The following is a 21,843-nucleotide window of genomic DNA, read 5'->3' as shown; positions in this document are numbered from 1 at the left end:
CCTAGAAAGTTATTGAACTATAAAACGCCACAAGAACTCTTTGCTAGTTCCTGTGGTGCTTAAAGACATATTTATAAACTTCAAATACTGATATCACTTGGATTCAATTTATTTTGTCCAAGTGGCTAACTTGTTATTGAAATTTTCGGATTGTAAATTTTGTCATCTTTTTTATTATTTAATTGAATCAACAGTTTGCCATGTCCAGTGACTAACATAATTACCATCAGGAGAACCAGTAGTACCTGTACGGAAACCAATTCTAAGATTCTTCAAAATTCGTTTAGTAAAGTCAGTAGTATATTCCCATTCGAATCCGGTTTTACCAGTAGATTTACCAATAATGATGTTACTACTATTAACTTTTTTATTTTTCCAGTAGACATCATGAAGAAGGTACTTTCTGTCAGCGTCAACGATTCTTCGATCAGGATCGTTGGAGGAACCAGAATCATCCCCGTTGTCTTCATCATTGTGATTTTCTGTCTCTTCTTGATAAAACTTACTCATTGAAAGGCTAATGGCAATCGGGTTAGAATCTTTTTCACGATAATCGTCTAAAATGACGTTTCCTTCATCAATTTTTGGTTGAGTCATACTTTCAGTAGTAGGTGAAACGGAGATGGTACCAAAGTCAATTTGTTCGGGTGCCGTTAAAATTAGACTACCTGCAACGTGGCGGAAGTAGAAGAAATCATTTCCTATATGATCTTCAGTATCAACAATTCGCATTTCAATCGTATGGACATCGAAATCATTACAATTTTTGATATCTAAATCTTCAAGTTTCCAAGAATTAGATTCACCCAATTGGGGATTATCTAAATCTTCACTGAGTGTTTTTTCTTCACCGTCATCAACTATATAAGAAATACTTTTGATTAACTTACTGTCTTTATCGTTCCAATATCCTTCAAGTGTCATTTTGTGCATCATCGGATTGTGTGGTTCTTTTTTAGAAGAACCAGGAGAAACTACACTGATTTGTGGTTCGACAGTTGCTGGCTTTTTGAATTTAATGACATGTTCTTTGACGTTAGAAATGTTGCCTTCTTTATCCTTCATATAAAAGCGAAGTTTGTGTTTGTTTTCTTTGAAATCATTAAGAGAGACCTTTTGATCCTTGATTTCATGATGTTTACCAACAATAGCTTCTTTATCAGATTGTTTAGCATCAAATAGTACTTTGAAGTCTTCAGGATCTTCACTATCAATGGAATAGTACATTGTTACATCCGTACTATCAAAGTCATACCACAAACTAGTTAAAGGTAATTCATTTTGACTGATTGGCAAGATTTGAGGATTATCATCAGTACCATTCAAATCTAATTGAATAACGGGACTAAAAGTTTTTCCTTTTACGTCAATCTGAGATGTATATTCCATTTCAACTGTTTTACCAACGGATAAATCTTGTGGAGCAGTTCTCATGGTTAAACCAGCGTCCCAGGTACTTTCATCCTCCGCAGCTCCCAGTCTTCCACCAGCATCATCAGTTCTTTTTGAGTCACCAGCATCGTATTGATCATTGAAAGCATTAAATAAGTGTTCAGGTACGTAAGGAGAGGTAAAGTGTTTTGTCTTTTTATTGTGATATTTGGTAGGGATATATAGTGGGAAACCAGAATCTTTAGGTTTACCAATTTTCCATGGATAATATCTTTCTCTAAAGGCAACAACACCAATTAAACCTGGATTATAACTGTAACCTTTGGTAGCTATATAAGAACTACTTGAAGAGCGGGCAGCCCAGGCGTCAGGTCCATTAGTTTGATTTGTGAAATAACTAGTACGTACACGGTTGTCTTCCGATTGCATGTACATACCACGACCATTACCTAAAGTACGTAATTTTAAATAGTTACCAATTCGACGACCTTTAGTATCGGTAACTTCTTTATTGTCTTCATTTAATGATAGATCATGGTTAGAGAAACCAATGAAATTTTTAAAGAGTTCTTTACCAGTATTTTTAAATTTAATATTGGTAACGACACGTCCCATTTTATTGAAACTAAGTTTGATAGTGGTAGTAATCTCTGGGTTGGGACGATGCTTTTTATCAACAAAGTAGGCTTTTTGTTTGAAAACTATTTTTTGTTCTTCCAAGCCAGTCTGTGGATTAGTTCGATAATAAAACTTTGGTGTATCTAGCATAGAGTAACTTTGACCTAGTTTGTTAGGGCCAGAAGTACCAGGGACACCGACACCATCTGATGATACAACGTAGTTAAATAAATCATTAGAAATAAAAGTTCTGGGTGATCCGTTGGGACGGTCTTCGATTCCTAATGGAGAAAGACCCATATTGATGATATCAGGTGAATCATAGTCTCCTTTTTGATTATCACCGTAATGATCAGTAAAAATATGATTACCTGGAGCAGTAGGACCATCCAAAATACGACTACCTTTTTCGGCGTAAAGAATGGCAGAACCAGCAGCAGTTAAACTATTTACACGAGATTTACCACTAGGCTCATAGGAATCACTGACAGAGGCACGACGGATAGCATAATTATAATCCCCAAAGTAAAGATAGGGGCGAGTGCTAGTTCCATCAGAATATTCTTTAATGGGACCTTCGCTGACACGAAGATGTTCTGCAAATGTCCAACCAGCTTCGCTAGCATCATCTGCAGCATCGTCAACTTCGGGTGTTTCACCAGAATACTTTTCAGGTTGATTTAATTCATAATCAAAGATATTTTCACCGTTAGGCTTTAATACAGATAATTGGAATGGTTTTTTATTATTGACGAAAAGTTTGAAAGAATTGGTGTTAGGTTTATTCAAAGTAACGGTGGTTTCTAATTTTTCGTTATCAACTGTTACATTGGATTCACCAAGTTCTTCTTTTAAAGCGTCGATATCAAGCATATCTTTGACATCTGTCTTCAATATCAATTCTTTTTTTTCTTCTAGGACATAACTGATGATTAATTCGGTATTTTCCTTATGTTGATATTGTTCTGCAACATCAGCATCAGTCATTGGTGCAGCTTTAACCGTGGTAGTAGGTTTAAAGCATAAAAAAAGAATGCTTAAAAAGTACAATAAGCATAGTAAAGGTATGTTTTTAATTTTCATATAAGCAGCACTCCCTCAAACATGATTTTGATATCTTATCATCTGAATAACTTTTTTCTGATTCAAATTAATAGAGTCATTTTTTTGTGAAATGAAGTGCAAAATATTAAAAAACATATTAAAAATATTAATAAAATACGTTCTTTTGAGGGGTTGTTATATAAGAAATAAAAAAAATAATTGTGATAAATAAGTATTAATGTGGTTCTTTCGAAAATTTTGTCAAATTTTAAAAATAAAAATAGCAGTATCTATTTAGAATAGGCGTATGTAATTACGTCTCTAAATAGATACTGCTTGGAATAAGTAGTAAAGGAAGCCATTTTTTTAATGATTTTTTTTGATTGGCAATTCAACGACAAACTCACTGCCGTGTGGTAGGTTATCTTGAATAAAAATTCTACCATGGTGATTTTCTACAATCTGTTTGGCAATTGCTAAGCCCAATCCATGTCCACCACTGCTTTGGTTGCGTGATTTATCAACGCGATAAAAGCGATGGAAGACTTTTTGCTTATCAGCGTCAAGAATACCAGCACCAGTATCAGAAATGATGAATTGATATTTAGAACCTTCAACTTGATCATAGATCCTGATGGTTCCATTTTTAGGCGTGTATTTAGTGGCATTGTCTAAAAGAATAATTAACAGTTGTTTGATTTTATCACGATCCAAATAGAGTGTAGGATGGTGATAAAGGTTAATTTGAAAGACCTTAGATTGTGAATTGATAATATCTTTGAAGGGTTCAATTGGATCTTTAAGAAAGAATTCTGGTTGAGTATATTCAAAATGCAGTTCTGTTGTAGCTTGATCAAATCTTGCCAAATCTAACAGATTATTCGTTAAATTATTAAGACGACTAACTTCATCAAGTGAAACTGAAATTGATTCAGCTTCGTCAATGATTTTTTTATTTGGCCTAGTCAGCATATACTCTAGTTTACCTTGAATGATTGTCAAAGGTGTTCTTAGTTCGTGGGCAGCATCATTGACGAATTCGGTCTGTTGTTTCCAGGACTTAACGATTGGTAACATATTAATACGAGCTAGAAAATAAGAAACCACTAAAGCAATAACCCAAAAAATGAAGAAGGTGAGTGACAAAATTTTAATGAAATTATTCATAGCTTGAATTTGTGTATCAATGTTTTGCATGATCAAAACATAATGACCAGCGTACATTGGATTATTATTATTTTTTGAGACTTTTATTAATATTGAACGGAAATTCATATTCTTAACAAGTAAAGTTTGTTTTTTATTAAGAGCTTTTTTATTTAATTTTATATTTTTTAGTATAGAATAACGATTTCCTAAACTCGATTTATTTAGCAATTTGCCATTGTTATCAAAAACTAAAATTGAAGCCTGAAAAGGAGCCTTGGGACTGGGTTCCTTTTTTTTGCTTTCAAATTGATTATTTGGATTATGCGGTCCCATGGGAGAATCATCCTGTTTTATACTAGGCTGTTTTTTAACAGAGGCCATTTCAATCTTAATATCTTTATCAATACTCTTATAAGTAGATGATTGAAAAAGATTAAAAATAATCAATCCCAAAGTTAAGAAAAGGATGGCAAAGGCGGCCATGATTGAAAGAAATAATTTGAATTGTTGTCGACGAGTAATAGTGCTTTGTTTAGATTTCATTTTCATCTTGGAAAATATACCCAACATTTCTAATAGTTTTGATTAAATTATCATTGCCTGAAGGACGTAATTTTTTACGTAGATTACTCATATAAACTTCGACAACTGTAATTGAAGTATCAGAGTCAAAACCCCAAATACGTTCAAAAATTTGATCTTTAGTCAGAATAGTATTTTTATTTTGTAATAAATAAACTAGTAAATCATATTCTTTAACGTTTAATTCAATTTTTTGTTGGTCGGCAAGTATTTCATGATTATTTAAATTTACTTCCAAATTATTAATCTTAATGGTGGAATCATCCGTTAAAGCACCACTTCTTTTTAATAAAGCTTTAACTCGTACTAATAATTCCTCACGATGAAATGGTTTAGTCAGATAGTCATCTGCTCCCAAATTAAAACCATGAACCTTATCATCTAATTCAGCTTTGGCGGTCAAAATTAAAACAGGAGTGTTGATGCCATCAGTCCTAATATTTTTTAACACATCATAGCCGTTCATTTCAGGCAACATGATATCCAAAATAATTAGATCATAAACATTTTCGGTAGCAGCAAATTTTCCACTTAAACCATCACTTTCAATATCAACTTCAGAAAAATCTGATAAAAAAGTAGCAATATTGCTTGCTAAATTTTCATCATCCTCTACAACTAAAATTCTAATATTATTTGACATAAAAATCTCCTTTTACAAATTCTACCAATTAAATATAAAACATAAATTTTAATTTAAGCTTAATTTAAGCTAGTTTGTCTAATCTTGTTCCTGTCGTTAAGAAAGGAATTGAACAGATGAAAAATTTACAACCGATTTTATTATCGATTCTAGTTTATTCAGTCATTTGTTTTTTAATCAATATAGCTTTTTAGAGATAGGGGAAGATAGATGATGGAATCAAAAGAATCTAGTCGTGTTCAAAAAAATGAACATAATAGTTTTCTACATAAATTGAGAAATATTAAGTATGACTATTGGTTGATTGCTATTTTAATTTTAGCAGCATTCTTGTATGCCTGGAATATTTGGGAAGCAGGTGAAGCTAATAATTTCTATACAGCAGCAATTGTTAGTATGACAAAGAGTTTCAAGAATTTCTGGTATGCCAGTTTTGATCCGGCCGGTTTTATAACGGTTGATAAACCACCAGTAGCATTATGGTTTATGACTATCAGTGCCAAAATTTTTGGAGTTCATGGATGGAGTGTTGTTTTACCGTCAATTTTATTTGGAATTGGTTCGGTATATCTAATTTACAACATGGTTCAAAAAAAATTTGGTAAAGTTCCAGCTCGTTTAGCTGCATTGATCATGACATTGACACCAATCGTTGTAGCAGATTCAAGAACTAATAATATGGATGCTACATTGGTATTCTTCCTGTTACTATCAGTTTGGTTCGTTCAAAAAGCTGTTTTAAGTAAGCAACAACGCTATGTCTGGATTGGTTTTGCTTTAATTGGTTTTTCTTTCAATATTAAAATGTTACAAGCTTTTATGGTCTTACCTGCACTCTATTTGTATTATTGGATTGCTAGTGATGTTAAATGGAAAAAGAAATTGGTTCATTTATCTATAGCAACGGTTTTCTTGGCAATTTTCACGTTGATTTGGCCTTTGTCAGTCGACATGACTAATTCGAATAATCGTCCTTATGAAGGTGGCTCGGAAACTAACTCTGCTTTGGAGTTGGCTTTTGGTTATAACGGAACTGAGAGATTACTAGGACAGACAACTGGTACTGGTGGAGCTTTTCCAGGGATGTCCAGTTCTAAGAAGAGTAGTAAATCAATGACCCCACCAAGTGGGTCTAAGAGTAAAAGTAGTTCTAAGATGGGAAATCCACCATCTAAATCAGGTAAATCTAATGGTGCACCTAAAATACCATCAGGTAGTAAAGGACAAGGACAACCTGGAGGAAATAGTCAAAAAGGTGGTGGTGCAGGCACTGGTGGCGCCGGTGGTGGTGCTTTCAATATTGGTACCGCTGGACCATTTAGATTATTCCAAAAAGAATTGGGACCACAAATTAGTTGGTTATTATTAATTGCTTTATTTGGATTAATATCTAGTTTTGCCTACTATCGTGGCTCAAAGATGAAGAAATGGTACTCACTCAATGCTCAAAGAAAAGAACTTTGGCTTTGGGTTGGCTGGTTAGTTCCTGTAGCTGGATTCTTCTCAGTTGCTAGTTTCTTCCATCCTTACTATACAATTATGTTAGCTCCAGCCATTGCGGTTTTAGCCGGAATTGGAATTTTTACAATGATTCGACAGTGGCGTGAGAAATCGCTTTGGGCAATGCTTTTGCCATTAGCAATTCTTTCAACAAGTATTCTACAGGCCTGGTATTTAACGGATTATTATCCAACTTTGGCATGGATCTTGTTGATTGCCGGAATCATTATTTCTATCCCACTGTTTGTTCTTCCTTGGATTGCTATTAAGCTAAATAATAAACGTATTTGGCCAGCAATTGCTTTAATTTTAATTATGTTGGCACCTAGTTATTGGTCATTAACACCAACATTGGCTGGTTCTAGTGATGGTATTCCTAGTGCGGGTCCATCGTTATTATCTTCCGCTGGTGGTGGCGGCGGAATGGGTAATTCCCAAACTGATTCAACTTTGCTTAAGTATTTGGAAAAACATCAAGGTAATGCCGAATATCTTTTTGCCACTGATGATTCTAGTACTGCCGCCCCATATATTATTGCAACAGGTAAGGCTGTTATGGCAATGGGTGGTTTCAATGGTACCGATAAGGCTATCACATTGAAACAATTTAAGAAGTTAGTTAAAGAAGGTAAGCTGAAGTATTACTACTCTGGTGGTAAGACTGGCGGCTCTAATAACGAGATTGTCAGTTGGATTAAGAAACATGCTAAGAAGGTTAAATTAAGTAGTTCCAATAATAACCAAGTAGCATCTAGTTCAGTAACAGTCTCTTCGAAGACTGAGAATTCTTCTACTAATGCTCCAACTCCTAACGGTAGTGGTCAAAGTGGCAGTATGGCTAGTGGCAAAGCACCATCCGGTCAAACTCCACCAAGTGGTTCTAAACCAAGTAAAAAGCCATCAGGTACAAAAGGTAACACTGCACCTAACGGCAATAGTGGTGCACCAAGTGGTATGAAGAAGCCAAGTGGTACGAAGAAACCAACTGGTACGAAGAAATTAACTAAGAAACAATTAAAGAAGATGAAGAAATCTGGTAAATCAAGTGGTCCATCAATGGGCGGCGGAATGGGTGGCCCTGGTCAATCAGGTACCCTATATGATTTATCCAGCATTTATAAATAAGCTAGAAAGGAATGATTGACGATGAATCAATTAATATCGATAGTGTTACCAGTTTTTAATGAAGAGGCTGGTATTCAAGTAACCATTGACACGTTACTTAATTATATTGAGCAACAAGAAGAACGATATGAACTGATTTTTGTCGATGATGGTTCAAAAGATAAGTCCGTTCCTATTATCAAGCGTGCTCTGGCCCAAAACAGTAGCATTAAATTAGTAGAGTTTTCACGTAACTTTGGTCATCAGATAGCTATTACAGCTGGATTAAATTATTCTAAGGGAGATGCAGTCGTTGTTATGGATGCAGATCTCCAGGATCCTCCCGAAGTTATTCCTCAAATGATTGAGAAATGGCATGAAGGTTATGAGATCGTCTATGGCAAGAGAATGCAACGTGATGGTGAAACATTTTTCAAAAAATTTACTGCCAAAATGTTTTATCGAACCTTCAGAAAACTAGCTACGATCGATATGCCTTTGGATACAGGTGATTTTCGTTTGATGGATCGTAAGGCTGTTAATCAGTTGATGAAATTACATGAAAAGGATCCATTCGTTAGAGGACAAGTGACTTGGATTGGTTTCAAACAGACTAGTGTAAAGTACCATCGTCAAGAGAGGATTGCTGGTGAAACTAAGTATCCACTCTCTAAGATGATTAAATTGGCATTAGATGGAATCACATCTTTTTCTATGAAACCATTACAATTTGTTAATATTTTTTCCATTGTGCCATTAGTAAGTAGTGTTTTTTATCTAGGTTACTTGATAGCTAGCGAAATTACAACGCTGCTTCAGTTGGAATAACAATCTTACTATTTAGTCTTGGATTGTTGATGTTAGCCATTGGTATATTGGGAAGTTATCTCGGGAGAGTTTTGGATCAAGTTAATGATCGTCCCAGATATATTGTTAGCAAAACAGAGGGTTTTGAAGAGAGAAACAATGGGATTCATAAATTCAATGCTCGACAAATTAATAATTAATCAAATTAAAATTAATCTTTGAAATTAAAAAGTTTTCATACTGTTTAATTAACATAGAATGTGTTACAGTAATGGTAAATTTGATAAGTTGAAAGTTGTTTGATGGACAACTTTCTTGTCAAATTGAACATGAACTATCCCATTCATAAAAAAGAAGCTGACGAACACCCAGTCGTCAGCCTCTTTTTTTGTATTATTATATTTTAATAAACATCACCATTATAAATTGAATTCTTTACGATGACATAATCTACCTTACGTAGTGATAGAAGATCTTTGCCACCACCGTAAGAAATTGAAGATTGAAGATCTTGTTGCATTTCGGTTAGAGTATCCATGATCTTACCCTTATAAGGAACAAGCATTCTTTTACCTTCAACATTTTTGTATTCGCCTTTTTGGTATTGGGATGCTGATCCAAAATAGGCTTTGTATTTTTGACCGTCTTTTTCGATGACCTTGCCAGGGGATTCTTCGTGTCCAGCGAGTAGGGAACCAATCATTACCATGCTTGCTCCGAAACGAATTGATTTGGCAATATCACCGTCATTTCTAACACCACCATCAGCAATAATAGGTTTGCTAGCAGCTTTAGCACAAAGCCTGATAGCAGCTAATTGCCAACCACCAGTACCGAAGCCAGTTTTTAGTTTAGTGATACAGACTTTACCAGGCCCGATACCAACTTTAGTAGCATCAGCTCCAGCATTTTCAAGTTCACGTACAGCCTCTGGTGTACCAACGTTGCCGGCGATAAGGAAGCTGTTTGGAATATTTTGTTTGATGTATTTAATCATTTTAATGACACGATCACTGTGACCATGTGCTACGTCAATTGTAATGTAATCAGGAGTTAAGTTCTGTAATGTTAGTTGGTCAATGAACTTGAATTCATCTTCTTTGATACCAACACTAATAGAAGTAAAGAGTCCTTTTTGTTGCATGTCTTTTATGAAATTAATTCTGGTTGCTGGTTCAAAACGATGCATGATATAAAAATAATCATTTTCAGCTAGTTTTTCAGCCAATTTTTCATCTAAGATGGTTTGCATATTGGCTGGTACTACTGGAATCTTAAAAGTCTTAGGTCCAAATTGTATACTTGTGTCACATTCTGAACGACTGTCTACGATACATTTGTTCGGTATTAGTTGAATATCTTCATAATCAAAAACTTGCATGTATTATCCACTCCATTAATTGCGAACTATTTTTATTTTTATATTCGATTTCGTTCGTATCTATAATTTAACTGGTTCACGTTCAGAAGTCAAATATATTCTTCGGCTAAATTAAATTATGTGATAGAATCTTGGTATACAAAAGAATTTGTATATCTTATTATTGATTAGTTTTTTTAATAATATAACGATAAATATTTGACACTGAAACATGTAATTGGTATTATCATTATATTGTTAATGGAACCTTATATTAATAACGTTTATTAGAAGTCTACAAAAAATTGGTATATACAATAGGAGTGGTTAAAAAATGCAACATTATACTGCAGAAGATATTACAAAAATGGTAAATGATGAAAACGTTGAATTTATTTGTTTAATGTTTACAGATATCAACGGCATCATTAAGAATGTTGAAGTTCCTGTTTCTCAATTGGATAAAGTATTGGCAAACAAGATTACTTTTGATGGTTCATCAATTGATGGATTTACTCGTATTGAAGAAAGTGATATGCTACTACATCCAGATTTATCAACATGGTTGATTTTCCCTTGGGGAGAAGAACATGGTAAAGTAGCTCGTTTGATCTGTGATATTTACAAATCAGATGGCACACCATTTGAGGGTGATCCTCGTGTTAACCTTAAACGTGTTATCAAGAAAATGGAAAAGATGGGTTACACTAATTTCAATATTGGTTCAGAACCTGAATTCTTCCTATTCAACCGTGACAAGCAAGGTAATCCAACTCTACATTTAAATGATGATGGTAGTTACTTTGACTTTTCACCTGTCGACTTAGGTGTTAATGTTCGTAAGGATATTGTGCTTGTTCTTGAAAAGATGGGCTTTGAAGTTGAAGCTAGTCACCACGAAGTTGCTCCTGGACAGCAAGAAATTGATTTTAAGTATCAAGATGCTTTGTCAGCTGCAGATAGTATTGAAACATTCAAATTAGTGGTTAAGACAATTGCTAGAAAGAACAACCTATATGCAACATTTATGCCAAAACCAGTTCAAGGTATTAATGGTTCAGGTATGCATATCAATATGTCATTATTCAAAGGTGACGACAATATCTTTGATGATCCCAACGATATGTTATCTGATACAGCTAAAGAATTTATGAGTGGTGTCTTAAAACATGCTCGTGCTTTAACCGCTATTAATAATCCAACTGTTAATTCATATAAACGTTTGGTTCCAGGCTTTGAAGCTCCAACATATATTGCTTGGGCAAGTAAGAACCGTTCACCATTGATTCGAGTACCTGCTGCATCAGGTAAATCAAAACGTATTGAAATTAGAAGTGTAGATCCAACAACAAATCCATACTTGGCAATTGCATGTATCCTTGATGCTGGACTAGACGGTATTGATCAAAACTACGAATTGATGCCAGAAGTTAAGGATAATATTTATAATATGTCTGATGACGAACGTCGCGAAGAGGGTATCGTTGATTTACCTTCAACATTACATAACGCTCTTAAGGCTTTGCGTAAAGATGAATACGTTCAACAATCACTTGGTAAGGATTTAACAAATAGTTTGTTTGCTGCTAAAAATGCTGAATGGGCAAGATACCAACAAACAGTTTCCCAATGGGAAAGAGATACTTACATGTCACAATATTAAATTACGAATAAAATCGGAGTTATATTTCACTTCGTTTAGGCTGCAAGTTCACTGTAAGTGAATTTGCAGTTTTTTTTTATTCAATATTAAAATAATATAAAAATATGAACTATACGATTATACTTAAGATAATAATTTAAAGTTGAAAGGAATATTCAAATGGCTTATTCAATTGGACAAGTGGCCGAAAAAAACGGCCTTTCAAGTTATACCCTGCGATACTATGATAAAGAAGGATTAATGTCTTTTGTTCATCGTGATGACAATGGTCGTCGCAAATTTACTGAAAATGATATGGATTTTGTTGAACTTATTTCATGCCTAAAAGAGACTGGAATGTCGTTGAAGGAAATTCGAGAATTTGTCAATATGTCAATGGAGGGTAATGTAACTTTAGAGCAAAGATTGGCAATGTTTAAACGACAACGTGATGAAGTAATGCGTCAAATTGCCCAGTCTGAAAAGTATTTAGAAAAACTTGATCATAAAGTTAAGTATTTTGAAGCTGCCTGTGCAGCTGGTTCTGAAGAAGGATTAGAAGATTTTTGTGATACTTTGGAAGCAGCTTCAAAAGCCAGTCAATCTATGAATAACTAATTTTTTATTTACATAGATTTTTCTGGAAATCAGTTTTTTTTAATGTTAAGATTTAGCGTAATCAAAATTCTGATTACTGCTTTCCCCCCAGAGAGCAGAAAAGGTTCCAGCGTAAGCTGGAACCTTTTTTATTTGCCATTAATCTCTAGTAATACCTAGAACAGCAGTAGTTTTAATAGAATTATCGTTGTCTTTACCAATCGTTAACCAATCAGCGGCACTGATTAAACCTTCGAGTTTGTTTTCTTCGTGATCCTCAGTAACCTTGCCATCTTCAAAACTACCTTTGAAAATGCAGTCTAAGTAGTAGTGATCGGCGTTACTTGCCATTAGTGATGATTGATATTTCCAAGCCACCAAGTAAGTATCTTCATTTATGAGAATGTTTTTACCATTTATTAAATTAATATTCAAAGCCATGAGAGCGCCTCCTTAAATTCGATTATATCAGAGATGAAAAGAGATATTTCGAAAATATTATATTTATAAAATAAAAAAATGTTCAAATTTATACTAAAAGAATTGGCATGGAGCCCAATATCGTAGATAATTACATATGATGGTAAAAAGATATGCAAAAAAGATATTAAAAGTATTAACTTAGTATTAAGTGAGGGAAAATTTTGAAAAAGAGATTCCAAATAATCCTGCTATTCTTGATGGTCTTGATTTTAGCGGGATGCAGTGATCAGAAAACCAAGGTTTTAGTACCTAATGGTGATAGTAACTTTAGTAAAAGATCCCATTATGGTAACTACATTTCTAATGAAAAAGAATTACAACACTTCATTGAAAATAAGATGATGACTAAAAAGGGTATCTATACGAATTATAAGAAACAATCTTATAAAAAAAATGTTGCTCGTGGTCATGAGTTACTTTCAGAATCATCAGGTATGTGGTTGGAATATCTGATCTATACACATCAATATAAAAAGTTTAGAGAATTTTACCGAGAAACTAAAAAAACTTTTGATCAAGGGTCTCAGTTTAGCTATCGTTACACACCTGCAACTAATAAAAAATTTGATGTTAATGCCACTCTAGATGATTTGAGAATTATTAGGGCGTTACAAATGTATGCCGATCAAACAGGAAACAAGAATTATAAAAAAGAGGCGGCACGAAGATTTGGGTCATTACAAAAGAATACAATGAGCAACGGAAAAATTGCTAGTTTCTACGATGTTAAAACTAAGAAGGCTAGTGACGATGGTTCATTAGCTTATTATGATTTCTCGACTTTAAAATACTTTGAATCAACTTCTAAACAGAACAAGAAGATGTACAAAAAGCAGTTAGCGGTCGTTCAAAATGGTTATTTAGGTGACGCATTTCCACTCTATGCTTCTAGTTACAATTGGAGTAACAAAACCTATAGTAATAACGACTTAAATACTTCAGAGGCTTTGGAGACATTACTTCACTTGTCAGAAATAGGTAAGCTAAAACAAGTCTCTTTAAATTGGTTAAAGAATCAAGTGGATCGTAATACGCTATACAATGGTTATTCTGTTAATGGTAATGTGGTCAGTCGCTCTCATTCGGCGGGTAGTTACGCTTTGGCAGCTATGATTTTTGCTAAGCAAGGTAATAAAAGAATGTATCAAAAGGCTATGAAATTAACTTGGAAGTATCAGGTGAAGAATGAAAAGTCTGCTATCTACGGTGGTATTGGAATTGAGCATCAAAATGAGGCTTATTCGTATAATAATTTAACAACGTTATTGGCAGCAAAATATTGAGGGTGAGTGTTTGAAAAAATTTATATATAACTGTTTAAATAAATTTTCAAAATTTGTCTCTCCAGCACTATTAGCAACGGTTTTGGCAGCCATTATTAGTGGCATTTTATTATTTGTACCACCAATTCATGGATTGGCTGATAATGGAGATTTTTATCGTTCTATTTTGAGTAATGGTATTTATCGATTACCTACTAGTTACAGTCAGTACAGTGATTTTGTGATAACCAAATTTGGTATTATGCAGTACTTTAATGAAAATAACGTATCAGTATTATCATCACAAACCATATTTATTCAAATAGCTTTGTTATTGAATAAACTATTTTATAGTAGGACTATTTTTGATATTAGATTTATGGGTTTAGTTTATTATTTATTCTATTTAGGTGGAATTTATCTTTTAACTAACGCTTTCGTTCGCCCATATCGTAAAGTTAAGAGCTATGTAATGGGACTTTTAATCGTGTTCATTTTTGCCGACTCAGCATACACCTTATATTTCAATTCTTTCTTCGCTGAACCGGGAATGTTTATTTTAATGCTTTACTTGTGTGCATCGATTATTTCCTTAGCAAGAAATATTTATTCAAGAAGATGGCCAATGACCTTTCTATTCTTCATTTCGACAATTCTACTGATTACTAATAAGCAACAGAATGCACCATTGGCTTTGAGTTTTGGTGTGGTAGCGATAGGTATCATGTTTTTACCACATTTTAGGGCCAGAAGAATGGCCACGGCATTGGGAATTGTTTTGGTATTGATGTCTGGCGTGGGAATTTATAAGTCCATCGGATCAGAAATTGTTGGAGCCAATACTTTTCAAACATTTTCGCATGGAACATTATTGGAGACTAGCGATCCAACTAAAAAAATTGAACGTGGTGGAGTCGATGGTCAGTTTGCTCTCATGAGAAATGAAAACTATTATTCTAAAAACTATGCAACGTTAGATCCAGGTAGTAAATATGTAAAAAAACATCTGATGGATAAAACGGGTTTTGCTTGGATTGTCCGTTACTACGCTGGTAATTTGAAACAATTTAATAATTTATTGGACGTAGCTGCTAAGGATGTAACCGCAGTACAGCCACGAGCGGTAGGTAATTTTGTTAGAAATTCAGGCCATAAACCAGGAGAACAAGTAAAATATTTTACTGTATATAGTTCTTTAATGGGAGCTTTCTTTCCAGGGAAATATGCTTTTGACTGTTTACTTGCGATCGGCTTTATTGCTGTCTATAGTGTTGGCTTTTATTTAGATATTAAAGCTAAACGTTACATGGGTATCTTACGATTTTTCTTGATTTTCGGATTAATGACTGTAGTTGTTTTTGTACCGATTGTTTCTATTGTCGGTGATGGCGATGCTGATTTGGCTAAGCATTTGTTTTTAGTACCGGTCAGCTTGAATATGTCTTTACTAATGTTTATTTCCGATTTGATAAATCATACGTTGTGGAATACTGAGGGGGATGAAGTCAGTGAATAAAGGGATTAAATTTTCTTTAGTGATGTCCCTAATGTTAATTTTATTTTCATTATTTAATTTCTCTCGAACCATAAATGCTGCTACGAATCATAATCGAGTTTTACTAGTTTATGATTCACAAAATGATGTAAAGAATGATAAGAAGAATATTGATGCTTTACAACGAAGCCTAACTAGTATGGATTTACGTGTTAAAACTGTTTCACAGGCTGATTATAAAAAAGGTACCTTGGATAAAAAATATTTGGGTGTCATCACGATGATTAATTGGCGTCAGGTCGGTTTGATCAATCGAGAATTTATTAATGATCGAGATAAATTTTCAGGTATAAAATTACATATTGGTGAAAATCTTACGCAAACAGAAATTAATCAATTGGGAATTAAAGTTCAAAAAGTTTATCAGCAACAATTTATTTTGAAAAAAGATTCTAACCGTGAACAATTGCCGTTTAGTCAGAGTATTACGGTCATTACCCAGCAGGCCAATGGAGCAAGCCAAGTAGGTACTCTATCAACTCAACAAACAGATCAAAGGAGTTATCCTTTTGGATATATCAATGGCAAACAGGGATATTTGCCATTTTTTACAAATAAAGGTTTGAGCTTGATTGTACAAACCCAAATGATTGCTCAATTATTTGATCGAGTGGGGAAGTTTCAACCATTATTGACAATAACTAATGTGACTCTATATACAAATTTACGAACACTGGATGAATTAAGTAAATTCTGTTACAAGATGGGAATACCTTTTGCTATAAGTACAACCTCTGTAAGTAAAAACACTGAAATGAAAGCCTTTGATCGATTCACGGCGGTTTTAAGAAATATTGAAAATCGTGGAGGAATCATCTTTTTACAGACTCCTGAAGTCAGCAGTGGTGTGGATACCGCTGGTCAATTACTTAATCAGAAATTTCTGACATATATTGTCAGCTTGGCTCGACAGCAAGTCTTTCCGGTCGGTATAAGTTCTGCTGGTTTTTGGAATCAAGACAAGGTTTTACGAAACAATTCTTTGAAATATGCAGATCATTGGTTATTGATGCAGGATGGGACTAAAGTTACTTACGTTAATCAAGATAACGATGCACAGATTGCTAAACAGAGCTTTTTTGCCATGCCAGCGGCTTCACTTAATGATGTGAAGAAGAGTGATTCTACGACATTTACAATTCCGACTGCTTTAACAATCAATATGCCGTATTCGCAAAAAGAATTAGAGCATGTAGAGAGCGAAATTAAAAATCTTCCACTGAATTGGTATAATCCAGTGGAAGATGGTTTTAGCTCTGAAATTAATACTGAAACTACTAGTTTGAAATATAATCATGGTGACTATTTAGTTAACGGTAAGTTAGAGGATATTCAGAATACTAATTTGGATTTGAATAAACAATTTTCTGATGGTAAGCCTAATTCGCTTTTTAAAGATTACTTCAAAGTCCAGGGCAATATTTTGGCCGTTTTCTTTGTCATTATTATGATTATCCTTTTGATTTTCATTTTCATTGGACAAAAGGTTTATTGGAATCGATTTAAACGTTAAGGAGGGATAGTTATTTCAGTCTTAGATTTTTTTCTGATGATTGCAATTATCTCCATTTGGGGAACTTTGGTAGTTAATTTAATCTTAACTGTTGCTGGATACACATGGTATTTGCGACATGTTACAAGGCCTGATCCTAAGTTACCAGAACAGGCACCGTTCGTATCAATATTGGTGCCGGCACACAATGAGGGCATTGTTATTGTTAAAACGGTTTTGTCATTACTGAGTTTTGATTATCCACAAGATAGATATGAAGTTATTGTTATTAATGACAATTCTAGTGATAATTCAGCGGATTTATTAAAGAATTTGCAGGATCAATTTGGTGAAGCACGCTTAAAGGTTATCAATACTGACAAGGTTACTGGCGGTAAAGGTAAGTCTAATGCCTTAAATATTGGTTTAAAGAGTGCTAAAGGAAGTATTATTTCAATTTATGATGCAGACAATACACCTGAACATGGAGCGCTGAGAATTCTTGTAGCAGAGTTATTATCGGACGATAAATTAGCGGCCGTTATTGGTAAATTTAGAACGCGTAATAAGAATGCGACATTATTGACGCGTTTTATCAATATTGAAACTTTATCATTTCAATGGATGGCTCAAGCAGGACGTCAACAATTATTCCATTTGTGTACGATTCCGGGAACCAATTATGTTATTCGTCGTAGCGTAATTGAAAAAGTTGGTGGTTGGGATGTTAAGGCCTTGGCTGAAGATACCGAAATCAGTTTTCGAGTTTACCAAATGGGTTATAGAATTAAATTTCAACCTCGAGCCGTTACTTGGGAACAGGAACCTCAAACTTTGGATGTTTGGTTCCATCAACGAACTCGCTGGGTAAAGGGAAATATATACGTTATTATCAAAAATGCTAAATTGCTTTTTCAGAAGAAAGGTCGTCCCATTCGTTTTGATCTTTTATACTTTTTGACGATTTATTTTCTATTAATGACGTCATTGGTTCTATCTGATTCAGTTTTTGTCTTGTCAGTGGCAGGAATCGTTCATTCCAATTTACAAGGTTTTAGTAATTATCTCTGGTTATTCGCTGTCTTGATGTTTGTTATCAGTACTTTTGTAACGATAACGACTGAACGAGGTGAGTTAACCTTTAGCAATTTGTTATTAATTATTTTTATGTATTTAGTTTATAGTCAAATGTGGCTAGCGGTAGCTGCATACGGAATGGTGGGGTATATTCGTGAACAAGTCTTTCATAAGCAAGCAAAGTGGTATAAAACGAAACGTTATAAATAGTTTGGCAATTTTGGTTGCCATTTTCATTGCTGCAATAACTTTGTCACAACCAATTTCAGTACAGGCAGCAGACAATCAGACCTATACGCAACAATTTCAAAATAGTATAACGACACTTTCAGGTAAATCAGTGGAAGCTAATATGTATTTTACGAAGATGGATTATTGGGATCTAAAGAAAGTTACTTTCAATTTTAATTATCAAATTTCGCAATTAGCTAATCGTCAAGCATCTGATATTACAGTTTCTTTAAATGGTGTTAAATTCTATTCTTTTAGATCTAAAGATAAAACCGGTTTTCAAACTGAAAAAATCACTGTGCCTTTAGATTTAGTTAGTGGCAGTAATCGGTTGACAATCACTGGTCAAGTCTTAGATCAAATGCCGGATAAAAATTATCAATTGCAGCAAACTCCGGCAAATTGGTTAACCATTGGTAATGGTTCTAATGTTAATTTTGAGTATCAACTTAAAGAAGCAGAGAATACCCTAAGTTCTTTCTATGCCCATTTCTCAGGTCAGGATACAATTGCTTATCAAAGGTCAAAAAATAGCAACAGCCGATAATCCAACCGCTAAGGAATTGACTGCTAGTATGGTTGCCTTATATGGTGAATCTCGAATTATTACCACTGAGAATGATCAGATTCCTGTTGTCAAGTTATCAGAACTGAATGCAGCCAAGAACGACTATATGTTAGTAGTTGCCCAATATGATCACTTGCCTGATGAATTGAAAAAGCAAATTGATCCTGACCAATTAAAAAATAAAGCTCTTATCAAGACATATTATACTGATGGTAAATATTATCTGATTGTTACCGCCAAATCGGGAGCACTGTTGGAAAAAGCAGCTCGCTTTGTGGCCAATGAAGAGTTGATGAAGGAAACCGATAAAGATACAGAGGAAGTTGATGAGACTACCGATACTTATACTTCATCTCTACACGATAATGGGACACACTATTTGACAACATCAGCAGATCGAATTGAAGGGGCAGGTCATAAGGAGAGTAGCTACTTAGTCCAGATTCCTAATGATCGTTCAAATGCTGATGGATCACAAATAACACTGCATTTTAATTATAGTAAAAACTTGAATTTCAATCGGTCGTTAGTAACGCTTTACGTTAACAATACAGTAATTGGCAGTAAAAAATTGACAGCTGTTCATGCTAACAACGATACCTTAAGTGTTAAATTACCGCGTGGTTTGTCATTGGGAAGTAGTTTTACTGTTAGAGCAGCTTTTGATCTTGAAATGAAAGATCAGGATACTTCTGATAATAGTAATACGCCGTGGGCACAGGTTAGTCCAGATTCGAAAATGTTGGTCAAATCACAACGAAGTAATGACCTGCTATTCACAAATTACCCCACGTTATTTATCAATAATGAGACTTATGATGATATAGCTGTGGTAGCTCCTAAAACCTTGAATACAGACGACTTTAAGACTTTAACTAATATCTTTAATTTAATTGGTAATTTTGCAAAGAGTAATACAGGTAGAATTCAGTTTTATAAGTCGATGCCAAGTCAGAATGTTTTGAAGAACAGTAATGTGATTGTATTAGGAACACCACGGAATAATTCAATGATAAAAAAGTTGAATCCTAATCTTTATTTTAAATATTCAAAGAATTTTGATCGAATTATTTCTAATGAGAAATTAAGTATTGAAAAAGATTATGGTAAGAATATTGGAACAGCCCAACTAATGCGTTCACCTTATAATGATAAACGAGGAATGTTAGTTGTTACGGGAAGTAATACTAAGGATGTCTATTTGGCTTCGACACAGATTAACTTTCAAAAAAACATTCAACAATTTACTGGAGATGCTGTGGTTGTTGACATGAATAATGCCCACTATGGATACCGATTTAAGAAGAATAAGGCTATTGATAAGTCTCTGGAAAATAAACGTACTTTTAGTAAAAATTCGCAATTGATTTTATATTTAGGCTTGGCTTTGATCGTGATAATTCTAATTGGAGTAGGAGTTATCTTAACCGTTCGAAAGCAAGGACACTTGAATGGAGGGAGCAAGCATGGCGGAAAATAATAATGATGACGAAAAAAGTTCACTTCTACAGGATGTTGGATTACTCGTTTTTCTTTCTTTGTTTAGTGCTACGGCAATACTTATGGCACTGACGGGCAATATTTTATTAAACGTAATTTATTTGTTCTGTACAGTTATGTTATTGATGATTACTTACTTCTTTGGCATTTTGCCCAGTTTGATTTCTAACATTGTTTTTATTGCGATTCAGGCCATAATCATGATTTATCAATATGTTAGTCAGACGGCGCGAATTCCTTGGCAATTGAGTTTTTGGATGGTTATACCAATGTTATTATCATTGGCACTTTATTCAATGACAAAGAATCAGGTAGCCCTTCAAAAGTCTAACGGAGAGCTGAGAACAGCTTTGATAGAACGTGGGGCATTTGATGAACAGACTAATTTGCGGACGACAGTGGCCTATATTGAAGATATAGCAGTATTTGCAGAAACTAATCGTCGCTTTGATATCCCAGTTACGACAGCAATCATTAAAATTCGCTATTTTAACGACTTGAGACGAATGATGAGTCCTAATCAGACTAAGTTGTTATTAAAATTGACAACTGATTCCATTAAAGAAAAAACGCGTACTAATGATATTACGTATTTGTTAAATAGTGATGATCCGACTTGGGCCATTCTGTTATATACCGATAATAAAGGGGCAGGCATAGCCACTGGTCGAATTAAGGAAGGCTTTGAAAAAAATGTGAAAGCTAACGATTCCCTTTCGACAATGGCTATCTCTATGATCGTAGGAATTGCTTCATGGGATTCGTCAACAATGAAGACACCTTATGATCTAATGAATGCCGGTATTCATGAAACACAGTACGATGTGTAAATGAAACATTAAAAAAGTTCAAAGCAGTGAACATCGAAGATGATGCTGCCTTGAACTTTTTTTTAGGTACGAAAAATTGAATACGCTTTTTTGCATGAAAAGGTCGTTTTGCATTAAAGACAAATTGTATTCAATTTTTAAAAAATTAGAAGTGAAACTAATGACAAAAATAAAAAAGACACTCATTTCTGAGTGTCAAATATATTTGTATGTTAGTGATTTATTATAAGTAAAAAAATCGCAAAAAAGATAATATCAAGAATGGCCGACCATTCATACCATTTATCAGGTTTATTAAACTCTACTGTGTTATGCCCTCGTTTACGAGGGTACCACGACGGATATTCTTTTTTGGACATGTTCTTCATTTTGCATCTTCTCCTTATTTATTGACTTAATTATATCGA

Annotated in this window: 16 protein-coding genes; 11 read left to right on the top strand and 5 right to left on the bottom strand. The window is 34.1% G+C overall.

Annotation, left to right across the window (positions count from 1 at the left end; genetic code table 11):
• Positions 1 to 174: 174 nt before the first annotated feature.
• The 3 genes from FD33_RS12335 to FD33_RS12325 all read right to left on the bottom strand — a co-directional run bounded on the left by FD33_RS12335 (position 175) and on the right by FD33_RS12325 (position 5,428).
• The gene (locus FD33_RS12335) at positions 175 to 3,093 is read right to left on the bottom strand and encodes a hypothetical protein (protein WP_025085858.1); all 2,919 of its coding nucleotides are present in this window, start codon (positions 3,091 to 3,093) and stop codon (positions 175 to 177) included.
• Positions 3,094 to 3,420: 327 nt separating this feature from the next.
• Positions 3,421 to 4,746 (bottom strand): sensor histidine kinase, encoded by a 1,326-nt coding sequence (locus FD33_RS12330; RefSeq protein ID WP_162256995.1) that lies wholly within the window; start codon positions 4,744 to 4,746, stop codon positions 3,421 to 3,423.
• Positions 4,736 to 5,428: a response regulator transcription factor gene (locus tag FD33_RS12325; protein WP_056956012.1), complete on the bottom strand. Its 693-nt coding sequence runs from the start codon at positions 5,426 to 5,428 to the stop codon at positions 4,736 to 4,738. Before FD33_RS12325 ends, FD33_RS12330 begins: the two co-directional genes overlap by 11 nt.
• A gap of 213 nt (positions 5,429 to 5,641) precedes the next feature.
• On the opposite strand from FD33_RS12325, the gene FD33_RS12320 reads away from it, so the two are divergent.
• Positions 5,642 to 8,053, top strand: a complete 2,412-nt coding sequence (locus FD33_RS12320; RefSeq protein ID WP_025085857.1) for a glycosyltransferase family 39 protein — start codon at positions 5,642 to 5,644, stop codon at positions 8,051 to 8,053.
• Between the two features lie 21 nt (positions 8,054 to 8,074).
• A complete protein-coding gene (locus FD33_RS12315) occupies positions 8,075 to 8,860 on the top strand; it encodes a glycosyltransferase family 2 protein (RefSeq protein WP_227005254.1) in 786 nt (261 codons plus the stop codon).
• A 382-nt stretch (positions 8,861 to 9,242) separates the two neighbouring features.
• On the opposite strand, the gene guaC is transcribed toward FD33_RS12315, so the two are convergent.
• Positions 9,243 to 10,220: a GMP reductase gene (gene guaC / locus FD33_RS12310; protein WP_025085856.1), complete on the bottom strand. Its 978-nt coding sequence runs from the start codon at positions 10,218 to 10,220 to the stop codon at positions 9,243 to 9,245.
• A gap of 313 nt (positions 10,221 to 10,533) precedes the next feature.
• On the opposite strand from guaC, the gene glnA reads away from it, so the two are divergent.
• Together glnA and FD33_RS12300 are read left to right on the top strand one after the other, a co-directional pair.
• On the top strand, positions 10,534 to 11,862 hold the full coding sequence (gene glnA / locus FD33_RS12305) for a type I glutamate--ammonia ligase (RefSeq protein WP_025085855.1): 1,329 nt from the start codon (positions 10,534 to 10,536) through the stop codon (positions 11,860 to 11,862).
• Between the two features lie 159 nt (positions 11,863 to 12,021).
• Positions 12,022 to 12,459, top strand: a complete 438-nt coding sequence (locus tag FD33_RS12300) for a MerR family transcriptional regulator (RefSeq protein WP_025085854.1) — start codon at positions 12,022 to 12,024, stop codon at positions 12,457 to 12,459.
• Between the two features lie 138 nt (positions 12,460 to 12,597).
• On the opposite strand, the gene FD33_RS12295 is transcribed toward FD33_RS12300, so the two are convergent.
• A complete protein-coding gene (locus FD33_RS12295) occupies positions 12,598 to 12,879 on the bottom strand; it encodes a hypothetical protein (RefSeq protein WP_056956011.1) in 282 nt (93 codons plus the stop codon).
• Positions 12,880 to 13,082: 203 nt separating this feature from the next.
• On the opposite strand from FD33_RS12295, the gene FD33_RS12290 reads away from it, so the two are divergent.
• The 7 genes from FD33_RS12290 to FD33_RS12265 are packed head-to-tail and all read left to right on the top strand — an operon-like array spanning position 13,083 to position 21,436.
• Positions 13,083 to 14,204 carry a hypothetical protein gene (locus tag FD33_RS12290; protein WP_227005253.1) on the top strand — a complete coding sequence of 374 codons (1,122 nt, stop codon included), beginning with the start codon at positions 13,083 to 13,085 and terminating at the stop codon, positions 14,202 to 14,204.
• Between the two features lie 10 nt (positions 14,205 to 14,214).
• Positions 14,215 to 15,699 carry a glycan biosynthesis hexose transferase WsfD gene (gene wsfD / locus FD33_RS12285; protein WP_025084459.1) on the top strand — a complete coding sequence of 495 codons (1,485 nt, stop codon included), beginning with the start codon at positions 14,215 to 14,217 and terminating at the stop codon, positions 15,697 to 15,699.
• On the top strand, positions 15,692 to 17,251 hold the full coding sequence (locus FD33_RS12280; RefSeq protein WP_025084460.1) for a hypothetical protein: 1,560 nt from the start codon (positions 15,692 to 15,694) through the stop codon (positions 17,249 to 17,251). Before wsfD ends, FD33_RS12280 begins: the two co-directional genes overlap by 8 nt.
• Positions 17,252 to 17,287: 36 nt before the next feature.
• Positions 17,288 to 18,517 carry a glycosyltransferase family 2 protein gene (locus tag FD33_RS12275; protein ID WP_025084461.1) on the top strand — a complete coding sequence of 410 codons (1,230 nt, stop codon included), beginning with the start codon at positions 17,288 to 17,290 and terminating at the stop codon, positions 18,515 to 18,517.
• Positions 18,462 to 19,085, top strand: coding sequence for a cellulose biosynthesis cyclic di-GMP-binding regulatory protein BcsB (locus FD33_RS13125; RefSeq protein ID WP_338025604.1), 624 nt, complete (start codon positions 18,462 to 18,464; stop codon positions 19,083 to 19,085). Before FD33_RS12275 ends, FD33_RS13125 begins: the two co-directional genes overlap by 56 nt.
• The gene (locus tag FD33_RS12270; protein WP_319792510.1) at positions 19,048 to 20,586 is read left to right on the top strand and encodes a cellulose biosynthesis cyclic di-GMP-binding regulatory protein BcsB; all 1,539 of its coding nucleotides are present in this window, start codon (positions 19,048 to 19,050) and stop codon (positions 20,584 to 20,586) included. Before FD33_RS13125 ends, FD33_RS12270 begins: the two co-directional genes overlap by 38 nt.
• Entirely contained in the window at positions 20,573 to 21,436 is an 864-nt protein-coding gene (locus tag FD33_RS12265) for a hypothetical protein (protein WP_056956010.1), read from the top strand. Before FD33_RS12270 ends, FD33_RS12265 begins: the two co-directional genes overlap by 14 nt.
• Positions 21,437 to 21,843 lie beyond the last annotated feature (407 nt).

Source organism: Companilactobacillus paralimentarius DSM 13238 = JCM 10415, from assembly GCF_001434985.1.
GTDB classification, from domain to species: Bacteria; Bacillota; Bacilli; order Lactobacillales; family Lactobacillaceae; genus Companilactobacillus; species Companilactobacillus paralimentarius.
The sequence above is the reverse complement of the archived record's forward strand: the minus strand, read 5'-3'. Positions and strand labels throughout refer to the sequence as shown.